Raw genomic sequence first — 17,533 nt, 5'->3', positions numbered from 1 at the left:
AGTTGCGCAACTCGAACACATGTTCGAAACTTACGTGTGGGCTACAACAACCCTCCGATCCCCTGGTCGGAGCTCGAGCGGCGTCTCTCCGAGGCGTCCCGCCCGAACACGCGCCCGCTCGAGGCGGATGGGGGCGACAGCCCGGCCTGGACCCTCAAGCGCCCGCCGTACCGCCCGCCCGCCGTCGAGATACCTCAGGTCGAGGGTCCGGTCGTCCCCTACGCCGAACTGCACGCCCACTCCAACTTCAGCTTCCTCGACGGCGCCTCCTCTCCCGAGGAGCTCCTCCAGGAGGCGCTGCGACTCCGACTCGAGGGCCTCGCCCTGACCGACCACAACGGGCTGTACGGCGCCGTCCGTTTCGCCGAGGCGGCCGAGCAGCACGCGGTCCGCACCGTCTTCGGCGCCGAGCTGACCCTCGGGCTCACGGCGCCGCAGAACGGGGTGCCCGATCCCGAGGGCGCCCACCTCGTCGTGCTCTCGCGCGGTCAGGAGGGGCACCACCGGCTCGCCGCCGCGATCACCGCCGCCCAACTGGCGCCCGGGGCGGAGAAGGGCAGCCCCCGGTTCGGTCTCGACGACCTCGCCGCCCGAGCCGACGGGCACTGGGTCGTGCTGACCGGATGCCGCAAGGGACTCGTCCGCAGCGCACTCGGTGATCCCGCCTCCCCCGACCTCGAGGCTGCGGGGCGTCAACTCGACCGTCTCGTCGAGCTGTTCGGCCGTGACAGCGTCGTCGTCGAGCTGACCGATCACGGACTGTCCGGCGACTCGCTGCGCAACGACGCGCTCGCCCGACTTGCTGCCGCCCGGCACCTGCCCATGGTCGCGACAGGGGCCGTCCACTACGCCACGCCCGAACGGCACCGTCTCGCGAGCGCACTCGCCGCGGTGCGCGCCCGGCGCAGTCTCGACGAGCTCGACGGCTGGCTGCCGGCCAACTCGGGCGCCCACCTGCGGACCGGGGCCGAGATGGCGGCCCGCTTCGCCCGCTACCCCGGCGCCGTGGAGAACACCGTCGACCTCGCCGCCGACCTGTCCTTCTCGCTCAAGAGCGCACGCCCCGGCCTGCCCAAGCAGGAGGTGCCCGAGGGGCATACGCCGATGAGCTGGCTGCGGCACCTCGTGCGCGAGGCCATCCCGATCCGCTACCCGGGGGCACCGCAGAGCTCCGTCGAACGGATCGAACGCGAACTCGACGTGATCGAGAAGAAGGACTTCCCCGGCTACTTCCTCATCGTCCACGACATCGTCAAAGAGGCGAAGAGCCGCGGCATCCTCTGCCAGGGGCGCGGTTCCGCCGCGAACTCGGCGGTCTGCTACCTGCTCGGCATCACCGCGGTCGACTCGATCTTCTACGGCCTGCCGTTCGAGAGATTCCTGTCGAGCATGCGCGACGAGGAGCCCGACATCGACGTCGACTTCGACTCCGACCGGCGCGAGGAGATCATCCAGTACGTCTACGACAAGTACGGCAGGCAGAACGCCGCCCAGGTCGCCAACGTCATCACCTACCGTCCGAAGAACGCGGTGCGCGACATGGCGAAGGCACTCGGGCACTCGACCGGGCAGCAGGATGCCTGGTCGAAGCAGGTCGAGCGCTGGGGAGGTGTCGTGCACAGCGACGACCACGACATCCCCGGCCCCGTCGTCGACCTCGCCAGCCAGGTGCTCAAGTTCCCCCGGCACCTCGGCATCCACTCGGGCGGAATGGTGCTCACCGACCGTCCCGTCGGCGAGGTCTGCCCCATCGAGCATGCGCGCATGCCGGGCCGCACCGTGCTGCAATGGGACAAGGACGACTGCGCGTGGATGGGGCTCGTCAAGTTCGACCTGCTCGGCCTCGGCATGCTCGCCGCCCTGCAGTACTCCTTCGACCTCGCCGACCGGCATTTCGGCGAACGCTGGGATCTCGGCACTCTGCCCCGCGAGGAGCAGGGGGTCTACGACCAGCTCTGCAGGGCCGACTCCGTCGGGGTGTTCCAGGTCGAGAGCCGAGCGCAGATCGCCACCCTGCCCCGCCTGCAGCCGCGTCGCTTCTACGACCTCGTCGTCGAGGTCGCCCTCATCCGGCCCGGTCCGATCCAGGGCAAGGCGGTCCACCCGTTCGTGCGACGCCGGGTCGGCGAGGAGCAGGTCAGCTACCTGCACCCCAAGCTCGAGCCGGTGCTCAAGCGCACGCTGGGGGTGCCGATCTTCCAGGAGCAGCTCATGCAGATCGCCATGGTCGTCGGCGGCTGCACGGGTGAGGACGCCGACCTGCTCCGCCGTGCGATGGGGTCGAAACGCGGGCTCGAGAAGATCGAGTCGCTGAAGGAGAAGCTCTTCGCCGGAATGGCCGAGAACGGCATCTTCGGCGATACGGCAGAGCTCATCTACCGGCAGATCGAGGCGTTCGCCGACTTCGGCTTCGCCGAGAGCCACTCGATCAGCTTCGCCCTCATCGTCTACGCGAGCGCCTGGATGCGACTGCACTATCCAGGACTGTTCCTCGCCTCGCTGCTGCGCGCACAGCCCATGGGGTTCTACTCCCCGCAGTCGCTCACCGCCGACGCGAAACGGCACGGGGTCGAGGTGCTTCGCCCCGACATCCTGCGCTCCGGTGTCTGGGCCGACCTCGAACCCCTTGGCGAGAAGACCGGCCCGAGCGGGCGCGACTCCTGCCTCGATCATCTGCAGCCCGACGTGACCGCCCGCTTCGACAGGACCGCACCGATCGACTACCACCTCCACCGGCGCGACGCCCATCACGCGGTGCGGCTCGGGCTCACCGAGGTGAACGGCATCGACGAGAAGGTGGCGCAGCGCATCGTCGACGAACGCGACCGTGGCGGCGACTTCACCAGCCAGGCCGACCTCGCCCGTCGGGTCCGCCTGACGGCGGCGCAGATCGAGGCGCTCTCCGCGGCCGACGCCTTCTCCTCGATGGGTCTCGGCCAGCGCGAGGCCCTCTGGGGGGCGGGAGCCGCGGCGAAGGAGCGAGCCGACTACCTGCCCGGCACCGTGATGACGGTGCAGCCTCCCCTTCTGCCGATCCTCTCCGACGCAGAACAGGTGGCATCCGACCTGTGGGCCACCGGCATCTCCCCGGGCGAGCATCCGATCACCTTCGTCCGCACCCGCCTCACCGAACGGGGAGTGCTGTCCTCCGAGAGTCTGCGCACCGCCGAGACGGGGCGGCGCATCGAAGTGGGCGGCGTCGTCATCCACCGGCAGCGCCCCGCGACCGCGTCGGGCGTCACGTTCATCAACCTCGAGGACGAGACGGGCATGGTCAACGTGATCTGCAGCGTTGGGGTGTGGCAGCGCTTCCGCCGCATCGCCCGGGAGGCACCCGCCATGATCATCCGCGGTGTGCTCGAGCGCACACCCGAGGGCGTCGTCAACGTGCTCGCCGACCGCTTCGAGCCCTTGACCATCGGGGTCCGGAACGTCTCCCGGGACTTCCGCTGACGCCGTCGCCTCGGCGGAGGGTCAGGCGCCCACCGCGGGTCGGCGCATCGGGAAGTGTGGGATGCCGTCCTCGAGGTACTCCCCGCCCGCGAGTTCGAAGCCGAACCCGGCGTACCAGTCGGTGAGCTGCGCCTGGGCGTCGAGCAGGATCTCCGCATCCCCGCAGAGGCTGATGGAGTGCCTCATGATCGCCGCGGCGATCCCCCGCCCGCGCGCCGACGGAGCCGTCGCGACCCGGCCGATCCGCATCCCGCCCGGTTCCCGCAGCACCCGAGCGGTGCTGATGACGGTCCCCGACTCGTCCTCGGCCCAGACCAGCAGTGCGCCGGGCTCGGCGTCGCGACCGTCGATGTCGGCGTACGCGGCATGCTGCTCCACGACGAACACGTCGATCCGCAGTCGGAGCAGCTGGTAGAGGGTGCGGCTCTGCATCTCGGCGAGCCCCGCCACATGCAGGGTGGGGATGCTCACCGCAACTCGAATCCCGAGGCGCCGGTCGGGCGCGCCTCCGTCACCTGCACCTGCTCGACCCGAGCGGTCGGCGGACCCGAGCGCAGCCAGTCGAGCATCTGCTCCACCACCTGGGGTGCGCCCTCGATGATCGCCTCCACCCTGCCGTCGAACAGATTCCGCACCGTGCCCGCCACACCGATACGGCGGGCGGCCTCCACGGTCGCCACCCGGAATCCGACACCCTGCACGCGACCCGAGACGAGCACCTTGCGAGCGACAGCACCCTCCTGATCCATGTCTGTCATGGTCATCCGAGGCTCGCACCGAACACGAGTCCGAGCAGGTAGGTGACCGCCGCGGCGCCGAGACCGATCAGCAGCTGCCGGATCGCGCGCCAGAGCAGCGACGTGCCCGACAGCAGCCCGACCACGGTCCCCGTCGCCAGCAGCGCGACCCCGACGAGGCCCGACGCGAGCACGATCGCCGGCAGGCCGGACAGACCGATGAGGTACGGGATGACGGGGATGATCGCGCCGGAGGCGAAGAAGACGAAGCTCGACAGCGCGGCACTCCAGCCGCTGCCGATCGCCTCGTGCTCATCAGCGCCCGTCGCGACTCCGGGAAGCGATTCCCGGCCCGCCAGAACTGAGGCGGCCTTCGCCAGCGAGTCGATCTCGCTCATCCCTCTGGCGCGGTAGACCAGCGCGAGCTCGTTGGCGTCGACATCGAGATCCGCGACGGCGCGGTTCGCCAGGGCGCTGGGTGCCGAGCCGGAGAGCAGCTCGCGCTGGGATCGCACCGAGACGTACTCCCCCGCGCCCATCGACAGGGCCCCCGCGAGGAGGCCGGCGATGCCGGTGAAGAGAACGGTCTGAGGCGACACGCCCGTCGCGCCGATACCGAGGACGAGGGCCAGGTTGCTGACGAGACCGTCGTTGGCGCCGAACACCGCGGCTCGGAAGGTGCCCGAGATCCGACTGCGTCCCCGCGCGGCGAGCCCGCGGACGACCTCCTCGTGGATCCGCTCGTCGGCGGCCATCTGATCGGTGGCGTCGGTGTCGTCGTCGTAGGGCGTGCGCGACTCGGCGCGCTGCACCAGGGCGAGCACGAAGACCGAACCGAACCGGCGCGCGAGGAAGGCGAGCACCCGGGTGCGGAGACCGATCGGAGGCTCCGACCGCAACCGGGAACCCAGAAGATCGCGCCAGTGCTGCTCGTGCCGACCCTCCGCGTCGGCGAGAGCCAGCAGGATCGCCCTCTCCTCGCCCTCCCGCCGGGAGGCGAGGTCGCGGTAGACGAGGGCCTCCGCGCGCTCGTCGGCGAGGTAGCGCCGCCAGCGTCTGACGTCTGCGGACGAGGGCTCGGATGATGCGGAGGCGATCGTCACCTGACGATTGTCCCAGATGCCCCGGCCATCACCAGGGACCTCACGGCTCGACCTCCGGAACCGGCCGCTAGTGTCGCCCCATGGCCGCCCTCGAACTCCTCCTCGTCCGACACGGTGAGAGCGAGGCCAACGTCGCCGCCTCCGACGCCGAGCGTCGACAGTCCGACAGGATTTCCGTCCCCGCGCGCGACGCCGATGTGGTGCTCTCGGCCACCGGCCGCGAGCAAGCCGAGGCCTTCGGGCGGCACCTCACCGACCCGGAGAGCCGTGACCGACCCGACGTCGTCTGGGTCTCTCCGTACAGAAGGGCACGGGAGACGGCGGAGATCGCGCTCGGTGTCGTCGGTCTCGCCCTCCCCACCCGTGTCGACGAGAGACTCCGCGATCGCGAGCTCGGAATCCTCGACGGTCTTACCTCCCGCGGCGTCGACCGCCTTCATCCCGACGAAGCGGCTCGACGGCGCTTCCTCGGCAAGTTCTACTACCGGCCGCCGGGGGGCGAGTCGTGGGCCGATGTCGCCCTGCGGGTGCGCAGCGTCCTCGACGACATCGACCGGGAATGCGACGGCCAGCGGGTGCTCATCGTCTGCCACGACGCCGTCGTCTCGCTGATCCGCTACGTCTCGGAACGGCTCGACGAAGCCGACCTGCTCGATCAGGTGCGCCGCTACCCGCTCCCCAACGCATCGATCACGCGCCTCGAACGGGACCGGGACGGCGAATGGGTGGCGACGGCCGCCGGCGACATCGACCACCTCGCACGCCACGACGCCGAGGTCACCGAGCACTCCGGGGAACCGGCGTGAGCACCGACCCGGAACCGATCGACGCCGACACCCTGCGGGGATGGTCGCTGCCCGCGCCCGGCTCGTCGAAGAAGGATCGCGGAGACGTCCTCATCATCGGCGGCGCGCGGAAGACCCCCGGAGCCGTCGCCCTCGCCGGGATGTCCGCTCTGCGGGTAGGGGCCGGGCGGCTGACTCTCGCCGTCGCGGATGCCGTCGCCCCCGCGCTGGCGGTCGCATTCCCCGAGGCGGGAGTCACCGGACTCCCCGAGACACGGGCAGGCGCCGTCGCCTCGTCGGCGGCATGGCGTCTGACCGACGAGATCGACGCGGACTGCATCGTCATCGGGCCCGGACTCGACGACGCCGACGAGACGGTCGAGCTGTTGCGCAATTTCATCCCCATGATCGGCCCGGAGGCGCGGGTGCTGCTCGACGCCTACGCACTCGGAGCCCTCACCCATGACGACTCCCTCGGCGACAGCCTGACGGGGCGCCTCGCGCTGACGCCGAACGCGACCGAGGCGGGCCTCCTGCTAGGCCGCGAGATCGACTGCCTCGGTTCCGACCTGCTCGAGATCGCCGACCGCTTCGGCGCGGTGGTCTCCTGCCAGAGCCTCATCGCGGGTCCCGACGGTGCGCTCTGGAGCATCGAGGCGGGCGGCCCGGGCCTCGGCACCTCCGGCAGCGGAGACGTGCTCGCGGGAGCCCTCGCCGGGCTCGCCGCCCGAGGCACGGACCTGGCTGAAGCCGCCTGCTGGGCGACCTACCTCCACGCCCGAGCCGGTGACCGGCTCTCCGAGAGGGTCGGCCCGCTCGGCTTCCTGGCCCGCGAGCTGACCGTCGAACTGCCCGGCCTGCTGGCAGAGCTGACCTGAGACCGCCGAGTCGCCCGGTTCCGCCTCTCTGAGCGCGATCTACCGGGCCGAACCGGGCGACGCGGCGAGATTCGTCTCGAAGACCGAGCGCGGGTCCTGCAGGGTCGCCGGGATCGCGAAGTCGGAGCGATCCCAAGACCCGACGAAATGCGCTTCCCGGGTCAGGTAGGCGCGACCGTCGTCGGTCACCGAACTGCCGAGCTCGCCGCTGACCTCGACCCGCTCGACTCGATCCGCGTTGCCGACGAGTACTCCCGCGACGCTTCCCGGGACGATCGCGTCGACGAACGCGGTGACCTGGGCTCTCCAGGCGGGGGTGTCCTTGCCCCGGGGCGACAGCTCGCCGACGGCGACGAAGTCCTGCGTGCGCCAGAGATCGAGTTCCGCATCGTCCTGCGCTCGCACGATCCAGACCGGATCGCCGAGCTCGGGACCCGTCGTCGTGCCGATGCCGACGCCGGGCCAGACGTACTCGAGGTCGCCGGGAGTGCCGGGGAAGAGCGGCTCGTAGAAGCTCGGGTCCTTGCGGATCAGGTTGGAGCGGTGACTGCGGTGCACTTCCTCGTCCCCGACCCAGCGCGGCAGGAGGCCGCGCGCCGCGAGGGCCTCCTGCGTCAGACCGTCGACCTCGGGGGCGAATTCGCGGATGAGCGCTGACGTGCTGTCCGCGTGGCCGCGAGCCGTCCACTCGCGAACGTTCGACAGACCATAGGCGGTGAGTCCCGGAACGAAGCCGCGCCACATCCGACTCACCGGATGGTTCTGCCAGCCGTAGCTCGGCAGCAGCAGCGACCGCAGTACCTGCAGCGTCTCGACCCGCTGCTTGCCGAGACGCGCCTGGTCGAGCACGCGCATCGATGCATCGAAATCTTCGAACGGCAGGAAGGTCTGCATCTTTACTAGTGTCCGGCCATCCTCTTGCGAATCAGCTCGATGCGGGACTGCAGCTGCGTGACGCTCGCCTGGGCGACGGCGGGGCCGCCGCAGATGCGGCGCAGCTCGGCGTGGATGATGCCGTGGCTGTCGCCCGACGTCTTCGACCACAACCCGACCAGGGAGTTGAGCAGGGCCCGCTGCTCCTTCAGGTTGCGGTACATCGGCGCAGGCTCGGCGGATCCGGCCTCGCGCTGCGGTTTCGCCTCCCGCCGGCCCTGCTGACGCGACTGCCGGTGCCGGAGCAGATCCCTCACCTGGTCGGGTTCGAGCAGACCCGGGATGCCGATGAAGTCGAGCTCCTCGTCGCTGCCCGTGTCGGCCTCGAAGCCGAACTCGCCGCCTTCGTAGAGCACACGGTCGAACATCGCGTCCGAGCTGACGGCCTGGAACTCGAACTCCTGGGTGAGCGCGTCGGATGCCTTGTCGGACCTCTCGGCCGCCTGGAGCAGGCCGTCCTCGAGCCCCGGACCGTTGGGGTTCTCGTCGGAGTCGCGGCGGTCGAGGGCGTGATCGCGCTGCACCTCCATGCTGTTCGCCAGCGCCATCAGGCTCGGTACGTTCGGCAGGAACACCGACGCGGTCTCGCCGCGCCGACGGGCGCGCACGAAGCGGCCGATGGCCTGCGCGAAGAACAGCGGCGTCGCCGACGAGGTCGCGTAGACGCCCACGGCGAGCCGGGGGATGTCGACGCCCTCCGACACCATCCGGACGGCAACCATCCAGCGCTTCTCGTTCGCGGCGTACTCGGCGATCCGGTCCGATGCGCCCTTGTCGTCGGACAGGACGACCGTGACCTCCTCGCCGCAGATCTCCTCGAGGATTCGTGCGTAGGCGCGGGCGACGAACTGATCAGTCGCGATGACCAGCCCACCGGCGTCGGGCACCCCGCGGCGCACCTCGGTGAGACGCAGGTCGGCGGCGCGCAGAACCGAGGGGATCCACTCCCCCGACGGATCGAGCGCGGTGCGCCAGGCCTGGGAGGTGATGTCCTTGGTGTTGCCCTCGCCGAGCTTCGCCTCCATCTCCTCACCCGCCGAGGTCCGCCAGCGCATGCTGCCCGCGTAGACCATGAAGAGCACCGGGCGGACGACGCCGTCTTGCAGCGCCCGGTCGTAGCCGTAGGCGTAGTCGGTGCGCGAGACGCGGATTCCGTGCTGGTCGGGTCCGTACTCGACGAACGGGATGGGCGCCGTGTCGGAGCGGAACGGGGTGCCGCTCAGGGAGAGCCGTCGCTCCGCCGATTCGAACGCCTCGCGGATGGCGTCGCCCCAGCTGAGCGCGTCACCACCGTGGTGGACCTCGTCGAGGATCACCAGCGTGCGCGCGCTCACCGTCAGTTCCCGGTGCAGGGCGGCGTCGGCGACGACCTGCGCGTAGGTGACGGCGATCCCGTGGAAGTGCCGCCCGTACCAGCGGTCTTTGTTTCGGAAGGAGGGGTTCAGGTGGATGGCGACGCGCTCGGCGGCGTCGGCCCACTGGCTCTTGAGGTGCTCGGTCGGTGCGACGACGGTGATGCGATCGATCTGACCGCGGGCGAGCAGCTCCTTCGCGAGACGCAGGGCGAAGGTGGTCTTGCCGGCGCCGGGGGTGGCGGCCGCGAGGAAGTCGCGGGGCTCGCGCTCGAAGTAGAGGGTGAGCGCCTCCTCCTGCCACGCACGGAGCTTGCCGGCCGTGCCCCACGCCGCCCGCTCGGGGAACGACGGGGAGAGTCCCCCCGTCCAAGCATGGTCGGTTGGGCCCACCTGGGTCCAGGCGTGAGGGTGGGCGTCGTGCTCGGCCGAGGCGCCGTTCCGGCCGTCGGTCGCCGAGGCCCGATCCGTCATCGGGAACCCTTCGATCGCCTCGAGTCCCCCACCCCGGGCCTGCTCGTCGGGGATCTGCTGCGGGTTGCTCACTTGATCAAATGGTACCCGTCCCGGGTCGCGCGACCGGGTGGCAGCAGTGGTTGAATGCATAACAGCGGGCATCGTCGGCGTGTCGACCGGCCCGCTCGAACGTGGTGTGGAGGTGTGCTGTGACGTCCGGACATCCATGGCGTCGATACGTCGCTCTCGGCGATTCATTCACCGAAGGGATCGGCGACCCCGAGCCCGCCAGCCCGGGCGGGAACCGCGGTTGGGCCGACCGCGTGGCCGAGGTCCTGGCGCAGAGCGTGCCCGACTTCTCGTACGCCAACCTCGCCGTGCGGGGCAAGCTGCTGCAGCAGATCATCGACGACCAGATCGAACCGGCGATCGCGCTGAAACCCGACCTGATCACCATCTCCGCCGGCGGCAACGACGTGATCCGGCCCGGAACGGAACCCGACCAGCTCGCACGCAAGTTCGGCGACGCGCTCGACCGGCTCGCCGCGACCGGTGCCACCGTCGTGATCTTCACCGGCGTCGACGTCGGCTTCTCGCCCGTGCTGTCCCGCCTCCGCGGCAAGGTCGCCATCTACAACGAGAACCTCCGCCGCGAGGCGCTCCGTCATCACGCGCTCGTCGCCGACCAGTGGGCGCTCACCGACGTGCAGGACGCCCGCATGTGGACCCGGGACCGCCTGCACCTGAACTCGCTCGGCCATCACACCGTCGCCCGCATGGTGCTCGACACGCTCGGGGTCGAGAACGAGCTCGAGCCGATGCGCCCCGAACCGCTGCCGCCGTCGACCTGGCGCGCCGCCCGCAGCGAGGACCTGGTCTGGGCGCGCGAGTACTTCGTGCCGTGGGTGATCCGCCGCATCCGCCGCGTCTCATCCGGCGACAACATCCTGCCCAAGCGTCCCGAGGCGGTCCCCTATCGGGTGGACGGCCCGCGGGACTAGATCGTCACCTGGTCCACGGCGGGTTCGAGACCCGCCACCAGAAGTCCGGTGCATCGATGGAGGCCGCGAGGGTCAGCGGAACGTCGATGGTCTCGTCGCCGACCGTGAACGTGACAGTTCCCACCTGGGTGCCCGCGGCTGCGGCTTCGACCGGGGCCGCCACGACCGCGGCGGTCACCGTCTCGTCGCCGTAGACGAGGGCCGTACGCGCCTCGGTCGTGACCGCGGTCGAGGACTCGCCCCACAGCGTCGAATAGGCGGCGTACTGCTGCCCCGCGGTCGTCAGGGTCACCTCGTGGAACCCGGGCGTGACGCTCTCGAGCAGGGCGAGCACGCCGTCGTTGAGCTCGGGATGGCTGTCGGCGCCGAGGATCACCCCGACGACCGTCACGGACTGCGAGCCGACCACCACGTCGGTCGAGAAGAGCAGGCAGGCGCCCGCCTCATCGGTCGTGCCGGTCTTGATGCCGTCGACGCCGGAGATGCCGAGGAGTTTGTTGGTGTTGTCGATCTCGCCGATGTAGGGCTCCTGCGCCGTGGGGGTGCGCACGATCGAGGCGATGACCGGGTCGGCGAGGGCGAGCTGGCCGAGCGCGACGAGGTTCGCCGGAGTGCTCAGGTCGCCGGGCGACAGACCGTTGGTGTCGACGACCACCGTGTCGGTGAGACCGTGCTCGGTGAGCCAGGCGTTCGCCGCGGTCAGGTAGGCATCGACCGACCCGAACGCCCAGACCGCGAGCGACTCAGCGTAGTTGTTGGCCGAGGGGATCAGCATGGTCTCCATGACCTGGCGCTGCGAGAGCACGAGCCCCTCGCGAACCGGCTCGAGCGAGCCGTTCTGCGCGAGCACGTCGTAGTAGATGTCGACATCGGCGTCCGTGAAGGTGATGTCGGGGCCGGCCTCCCCGTCGGCGAGCGGTTTGGCCGACAGAACGACGAGAGCGGTGATGACCTTCGTGATGCTCGCGATCGGGAACTGCCCCTGGTCACCCGCCGACGCGAGTACACCGTCGAATCCGACAGCGCCTATCGCGCCGCGACCGTAGCCCGGGAACGCCGCGGCGACCGGAGCGGCCGGTGCGAACGCGGGTGTCTCAACGGTCGGTGCAGCGTCGGGCAGTTCGGCGGCGGCAGCGGTCGGCAGGTAGATGGCGACCGACACGATGCCGAGGGTCAGGACGAGGACGATCGCGGCGGCGATGCGGCGACGCCGGTACAGCTGCTGCCGCGAGACCTGTCGTCGCGTCGGATCTGGGCGCGTTGACACCCCGTCAGGCTATGCGAGAACCTCTGAGGGCCCTTCCCGACCCGCTGCCATCCCCGGCATGCGTGCCGACGGCAACTCCTCGTCGCAACAGAATCGTTACGATCGGCGCGCTAACGGCAGAACCGTCTGTGCGCTCACGTATTCTTTCCGGCGAAAGGGGCCCAACCTTGTCGCCGTTTGCACGCACGCCCAGCCGGATCGCCGGACTCCTCGGTTTCATCGGCATGAGTGTCGCTGCCGGAGTCCTCGCGACCGTGGCCATCACTCCTGCTCTCGCCCTGACGAGTGTCGCCGCCAACGACACCATCGGCATCTTCGAGGATCTGCCCGACTACCTCGAGATCCAGCCCCTGTCGCAGCGCACCAACATCTACGCGACGAACTCCGACGGCTCCCCCAAGCTGCTCGCCTACTTCTACGAGCAGAACCGCATCGAGGTCGGCTGGGATCAGGTCAACGGCTTCGTCAAGGATGCCGCGGTCGCCGGTGAGGACCCCCGCTACTACGACCACGGCGGCATCGATCTCCAGGGCACCGTTCGCGCCGTCCTGAACAACGCTCTCGGTCGTCCCATCCAGGGTGGTTCGTCGATCACGCAGCAGTACGTGAAGAACGTCAACATCCAGAACGCGATCAAGGACCTGACCGACCAGGACGAGATCACGGCCGCCTACGAGGCGGCGACGGTGCAGACCGAGTCCCGCAAGATCCGCGAGATGAAGTACGCCATCGGTCTCGAGAAGCGGTACACGAAGGACGAGATCCTCCTCGGCTATCTCAACATCGCCGGTTTCGGCGGCACCGTCTACGGCATCGAGGCCGCGGCCAACTACTACTTCGGCACCAGCGCCGCGAACGCGACACTGCAGCAGTCGGCGAGCCTCATGGCCATCGTCAACAACCCCGAGAAGTACCGACTCGACTACCCCGACAGCGAGACCAACGGCGCCGCGAACGGCTACGCGGCGAACAAGTCGCGCCGCGACTACATCCTGGGCAACATGCTCGAGGAGAAGATGATCACGCAGCAAGAGCACGACGACGCCGTCGCCGCTCCCGTCGAGCCGTCCATCCAGCCCCCGTCGGGTGGATGCGCCCTCGCCGGCGGCTCCGGATTCTTCTGCGATTACGTGACCCGCGTGTTCAAGAACGACGAGTTCTTCGGCGACGACCCGAAGGCGCGTCTGCGCAACTTCATCACCGCCGGCTACGACGTGTACACGACTCTCGACGTCGACGTGCAGGCCGCTGCCGAGGCCGCGATCAACGACAACGTGCCGTGGCACCTCGACGACTTCGACATCGGTGCGACCGTCGTCACCGTGCAGCCCGGCACCGGCAAGATCCTCGCCATGGCCCAGAACAAGAGGTACTCGGTCGATCCCGAGGACCTCGCCGCCGACCCGACCGCGACGGCCATCAACTACAACGCCGACTACGACTACGGCGGATCGACGGGCTTCCAGCCCGGCTCCACCTACAAGATCTTCACGCTGCTCGAATGGCTGAAGGAGGGGCACGGCCTCAACGAGGGTGTCGACGCCCGCCGCAAGGACCTCCGCGGAACGGCATGGAAGGACTCCTGCTCACCCGACGGCAAGTACGTGCTCGGCGAGAGCTGGAACCCCCGCAACGACGAGGGCGGCAACGGCGGGTTCTGGACGGCGCTCTACAACACGATGAACTCGGAGAACACCGGCTTCATCGCGATGTCGAAGCAGCTCGATCTCTGCGGCATCAGCGGCACCGCCAACGCGATGGGCGTGTACCGCGCCGACCGCGGCGTCGAGGACATGATCACCGACGACGCCGGCAACCCCGTCCTGGATGCCGAAGGCAACGAGACCTACAGCGTGCGCTCGGGCGAACTCGTCCACGGGCCCAGCTCGGTTCTCGGCACCAACGAGGTCGCTCCTCTGCAGATGGCCGGCGCCTTCGCGACGATCGCATCGGGTGGTACCTACTGCGAGCCGATCGCGATCGAACGGATTGTCGCGCCCGATGGCACCGAGGTTCCGGTCCCGCCGTCGAAGTGCACGAAGGCCCTCGAGCCCGAGGTGGCCGCGACGGCCGCGTACGCCCTGCAGCAGGCGTTCCAGCGCGGTACCGGCAGCCCCACCTACTCGTCTCTGACGAACCGCGCGCCCACGCTGGGCAAGACGGGTACGACCGATGAGGCCGAGGCCACCTGGATGAGCGGAGCGACCACCAAGGCCGCGACCGTAACGGGGGTCTTCAACGTCACCGGTCACGTCAACGAGCGCAACTACTACCTCGACAGCGGACAGGCCGCGAGCGCCCGGCACCGGATCGCCCCCCGGGTGATGAGCGCGCTCAACGCCAAGTACGGCGGCGACGAGTTCCCGGCGGCATCGCAGGAGCTGTTGCGCGGGCAGCAGGCGACCGTTCCCGATGTCCGAGGTCTCAGCATCGATCAGGCGAAGGCGATCATCGAGGGCGCCGGATTCGGGTTCCTCGACGGCGGACAGCAGGACTCCGACCTGCCGGTCGGCACCGTCTCCGGCACCACCCCGTCGGGTCAGACCAGCAAGAGCTCGATCGTCACCGTCTACACGAGCAACGGACTGCTGAAGGCTCTGCCCGACCTGACCGGGGTCCAGCAGAACGCGGTGGCGGGAGCTCTGGCCAGTGCCGGGTTCACCGCGGCTCCGACGATCCAGTGCGAGGTCGACGGCGCTCTGCAGCCCAATTCGCCGGCGCTCGTGAAGTCGCAGGATCCCTCACCGGGCACGGCCGCGAGATCCGATGTCGCCGTCCGGGTCACGGTAACCAAACGCACCTGTTAGCGCCGCTCCAGCGGTGGTAGACGAGGGACGTGCGCGGCAGGTGAACCTGTCGCGCACGTTCCTTCCTCATTGCGGGCCGGGCCGAGTCTGTTTTGGGACGGCCTGCGGCCTGCACGACCGGTCCCGGCGCGCGCTTCGCGCTACTCGACCTTGATCGCAGGGCTGGAAACACTTCGAACAGGCCCGGAGGCCGTTCCGTGCCCCTCCGCGCAGCGTCGGTCCTCCGTCAGATCAGCCCGCCGTCGACCGAGCGGCCCTTCGGGTGCTCCGCATCCGGCACCATGACGTCGGTCTGCAGATTGAGGCTCTCGCCGCGGAAGAACGGCTTCGAGGCGGGGAAGAACGACCAGACGATCATCAGCACCACGCCGACGAGCAGCGAGCCGACTCCGACGACGAAGACGCTTCCGACGCCGAGCAGCGTCGTCGAGCCGTATTCGGGATCGAGCATGTCGATCGCCGACTTCACGAATGCCGCCGTCAGCAGCACGCCGCCGAGGAGCGGGAACAGGAACTGGAAGACGAAGTTCCGGGCCGACGTGAACGCCTGCTTGCGGAACAGCCAGACGCACGCGAACCCGGTGATGCCGTAGTAGAAGGCGATCGCGAGGCCGAGGGACGCGATCGTGTCCTCGAGGATGTTCTCGCTGACGAGCGTCATGCCGACGTAGAAGACGATGGCGACGGCACCCATCACGAAGGTGCTGTACGCCGGTGTCTTGAAGCGGGGGTGGACGGTGCCGAACTTCGGTGGGAGCGCCTTGTAGACCGCCATGGCGAGGGTTCCGCGGGCGGTCGGCAGGATCGTGGTCTGGGTGGACGAGACCGCCGAGACCATGACGGCGACGACGAGCAGCCACGCCCAGGGTCCGAAGAGGGCGTCCTTGACGGCGTAGAAGACGTCGTCGGCGTTCTCGGAGTTGCCGAGGCCGATGCCCGTGGTGCCGAGGCCCGCGTACGCCATCGCGGCGACGGCGACCGCCACGTAGGTGAAGACGAGGATGACGGTCGAGAGCAGTGCGGCTCGGCCGGGGATGCGCTGCGGGTCCTTGGTCTCCTCGTTGAGGGCCAGGCAGGTGTCCCAGCCCCAGTAGATGAAGAGGGCGAGCAGGATGGCCTCGGTGAAGCCCGACAGGTCGGTGAAGGCGAACGGGTCGAACCAGGACAGCTGCGGTGCAGTCGCGCCCTCGGGGGCCGTGCCGTTCGCCACCGCCACGAGGGCGAACACGACGAACAGGATGAGCGCCAGGTACTGGATGGCGATGAGGATGTTCTGCAGCACCTCGCCGATCTCGAGTCCGCGGTAGCTGACGAAGACCATGAGGGCGATGAAGACGACGCCGGTCGCCGTGACGGCGATCGTGTTCTCCGCCACGTCGGGCGCGACCAGCAGCCAGAAGTAGTAGCCGCCGATCTGCGCCAGGTTGGCGAGGACGATGGTGCCGGCGACGGCCACTCCCCAGCCGCCCAGCCAGCCGATCCGCGGACCGAAGGCCTTGGTGGCCCAGGTGAAGGTGGTTCCGCAGTCGGGGACCGCCCGGTTCAGCTCTCGGTAGGCGAAGGCGACGAAGAACATGGGGATGAAGGCGAGGATGATCGCGATCGGCGTCTGGGGGCCGACCGCGATGACGATGAAGCCGAGGGTCGCCGCGAGCGAGTAGACGGGAGCTGTGGAGGCGAGGCCGATCACGGTCGATCCGATGAGGCCGAGGGATCCGGCACGCAGCCCCTTGCCGCCTCCGTCGGCGATGACGGGTTCGGAGCCGGTCTGCTGCGTCATACAGTCACTTCCTCGCTGGATGGCTGCGTTCTGCGACCCGTCGACGGTGACGGCAGTGCGCTGAGCCGAGCATAGCGACGAAGCAACCCGGTGGGGCCTCAGCGCGTGATGGCCCAGAGCGCCACGGCTGCGGCTGCGGCGACGTTGAGCGAATCGACCCCGTGGAGCATCGGGATGGTCACGATCGTGTCCGCTGAGGAGAGTGCGTGCCTGCCCAGTCCGTCGCCTTCTGTTCCCAGAACGAGCGCGACCTTCTCACCGGGTCGGTAGCGATCGAGCGGGATCGCTCCGTCGCCGAGGGCGAGTGCCGCGATCTCGAAGCCGTGCTCGTGGAGCAGCGGGGTCGCCTCGCGCCATTCGGGGAGCCGGGTCCACGGCACCTGGAGCACCGTTCCCATGCTCACCCGCACGCTGCGGCGGTACAGCGGGTCGGCGCAGCGCGGAGTGACGAGCACGGCGTCCGCTCCGAGGCCTGCGACGGATCGGAAGATCGCTCCGACGTTGGTGTGGTCGACGAGTCCGTCGAGGATCACGACCCGCTTCGCATCTCGGAGGATCTCGGCGGGTTCCGGCAGGACGGGCCGGTGCATGGAGGCGAGAGCGCCGCGGTGGAGGTGGTAGCCGGTGAGCTGCTCGAGGAGGGCGTCCTCCCCCACGTAGACCGTGAGGTCGGGGTAGCCGGAGAGGAGCTGCTCGAGCTCGGGCAGCCACGACTCGCGGGTCAGGACCGAACGCGGACGGTGCCCTGCTGCGAGGGCGCGGGCGATGACTTTCGTCGATTCGGCGAGGTACAGACCGCCGGCCGGCTCGGTGCGACGGCGGAGGGCGACGTCGGTGAGGCGGGAGTAGTCGTCGAGCTCGGGCGCGTCGAGCGAGTCGAGTCGGACGATCTGCACGCGGATATCACTCTCTCGAGAGGGGATGCCGGCGGCGTCTGGTCGCCACCTGCTCCCGCGCCTGTCTACGCTGGACTCGGGAGGA

General features: G+C 69.4%; 13 protein-coding genes. 5 read left to right on the top strand and 8 right to left on the bottom strand.

Features of this window, described 5'->3' with window-relative positions; all coding sequences use genetic code 11:
- Positions 1-36: 36 nt before the first annotated feature.
- On the top strand, positions 37-3,453 hold the full coding sequence (locus DDQ50_RS12185; protein ID WP_116756974.1) for an error-prone DNA polymerase: 3,417 nt from the start codon (positions 37-39) through the stop codon (positions 3,451-3,453).
- Positions 3,454-3,474: 21 nt separating this feature from the next.
- Here the strand turns inward: DDQ50_RS12185 and DDQ50_RS12180 are convergent, their stop codons facing one another.
- Genes DDQ50_RS12180 through DDQ50_RS12170 form a run of 3 tightly spaced genes read right to left on the bottom strand, consistent with a single transcriptional unit; the run spans position 3,475 to position 5,287 of the window.
- The gene (locus tag DDQ50_RS12180; protein ID WP_240614357.1) at positions 3,475-3,924 is read right to left on the bottom strand and encodes a GNAT family N-acetyltransferase; all 450 of its coding nucleotides are present in this window, start codon (positions 3,922-3,924) and stop codon (positions 3,475-3,477) included.
- Positions 3,921-4,211, bottom strand: coding sequence for an acylphosphatase (locus DDQ50_RS12175; RefSeq protein ID WP_205663627.1), 291 nt, complete (start codon positions 4,209-4,211; stop codon positions 3,921-3,923). Before DDQ50_RS12175 ends, DDQ50_RS12180 begins: the two co-directional genes overlap by 4 nt.
- Positions 4,212-4,213: 2 nt before the next feature.
- A complete protein-coding gene (locus tag DDQ50_RS12170) occupies positions 4,214-5,287 on the bottom strand; it encodes a VIT1/CCC1 transporter family protein (RefSeq protein WP_377940299.1) in 1,074 nt (357 codons plus the stop codon).
- Positions 5,288-5,373: 86 nt separating this feature from the next.
- Here DDQ50_RS12170 and DDQ50_RS12165 point away from each other — a divergent pair, with 86 nt between their 5' ends.
- Both DDQ50_RS12165 and DDQ50_RS12160 read left to right on the top strand, forming a co-directional pair.
- Positions 5,374-6,099 (top strand): histidine phosphatase family protein, encoded by a 726-nt coding sequence (locus DDQ50_RS12165; protein ID WP_116756972.1) that lies wholly within the window; start codon positions 5,374-5,376, stop codon positions 6,097-6,099.
- Positions 6,096-6,956, top strand: coding sequence for an NAD(P)H-hydrate dehydratase (locus tag DDQ50_RS12160; protein ID WP_240614356.1), 861 nt, complete (start codon positions 6,096-6,098; stop codon positions 6,954-6,956). The genes DDQ50_RS12165 and DDQ50_RS12160 overlap by 4 nt, the downstream gene beginning before the upstream one ends.
- Positions 6,957-6,995: 39 nt before the next feature.
- On the opposite strand, the gene DDQ50_RS12155 is transcribed toward DDQ50_RS12160, so the two are convergent.
- Positions 6,996-7,850, bottom strand: a complete 855-nt coding sequence (locus DDQ50_RS12155; RefSeq protein ID WP_116756970.1) for an MSMEG_6728 family protein — start codon at positions 7,848-7,850, stop codon at positions 6,996-6,998.
- A 5-nt stretch (positions 7,851-7,855) separates the two neighbouring features.
- Positions 7,856-9,715, bottom strand: a complete 1,860-nt coding sequence (locus DDQ50_RS12150; RefSeq protein ID WP_116757432.1) for a DEAD/DEAH box helicase — start codon at positions 9,713-9,715, stop codon at positions 7,856-7,858.
- Positions 9,716-9,906: 191 nt separating this feature from the next.
- Between DDQ50_RS12150 and DDQ50_RS12145 the strand changes: the two genes are divergently transcribed.
- Positions 9,907-10,698: an SGNH/GDSL hydrolase family protein gene (locus DDQ50_RS12145; RefSeq protein WP_116756969.1), complete on the top strand. Its 792-nt coding sequence runs from the start codon at positions 9,907-9,909 to the stop codon at positions 10,696-10,698.
- A gap of 4 nt (positions 10,699-10,702) precedes the next feature.
- Here the strand turns inward: DDQ50_RS12145 and DDQ50_RS12140 are convergent, their stop codons facing one another.
- A complete protein-coding gene (locus DDQ50_RS12140) occupies positions 10,703-11,965 on the bottom strand; it encodes a D-alanyl-D-alanine carboxypeptidase family protein (RefSeq protein ID WP_116756968.1) in 1,263 nt (420 codons plus the stop codon).
- Between the two features lie 167 nt (positions 11,966-12,132).
- On the opposite strand from DDQ50_RS12140, the gene DDQ50_RS12135 reads away from it, so the two are divergent.
- Positions 12,133-14,772: a transglycosylase domain-containing protein gene (locus DDQ50_RS12135; protein WP_165829801.1), complete on the top strand. Its 2,640-nt coding sequence runs from the start codon at positions 12,133-12,135 to the stop codon at positions 14,770-14,772.
- 226 nt (positions 14,773-14,998) lie between these two features.
- On the opposite strand, the gene DDQ50_RS12130 is transcribed toward DDQ50_RS12135, so the two are convergent.
- Together DDQ50_RS12130 and DDQ50_RS12125 are read right to left on the bottom strand one after the other, a co-directional pair.
- Positions 14,999-16,552, bottom strand: a complete 1,554-nt coding sequence (locus tag DDQ50_RS12130) for an APC family permease (RefSeq protein ID WP_116756966.1) — start codon at positions 16,550-16,552, stop codon at positions 14,999-15,001.
- A 98-nt stretch (positions 16,553-16,650) separates the two neighbouring features.
- The gene (locus DDQ50_RS12125; protein ID WP_116756965.1) at positions 16,651-17,448 is read right to left on the bottom strand and encodes a TrmH family RNA methyltransferase; all 798 of its coding nucleotides are present in this window, start codon (positions 17,446-17,448) and stop codon (positions 16,651-16,653) included.
- Positions 17,449-17,533: the final 85 nt, after the last annotated feature.

The sequence above is a fragment of the Amnibacterium flavum genome (assembly GCF_003097495.1).
In the GTDB taxonomy this organism is placed as follows: Bacteria; Actinomycetota; Actinomycetes; order Actinomycetales; family Microbacteriaceae; genus Naasia; species Naasia flava.
This window is presented reverse-complemented; position numbering and strand designations above follow the sequence as displayed.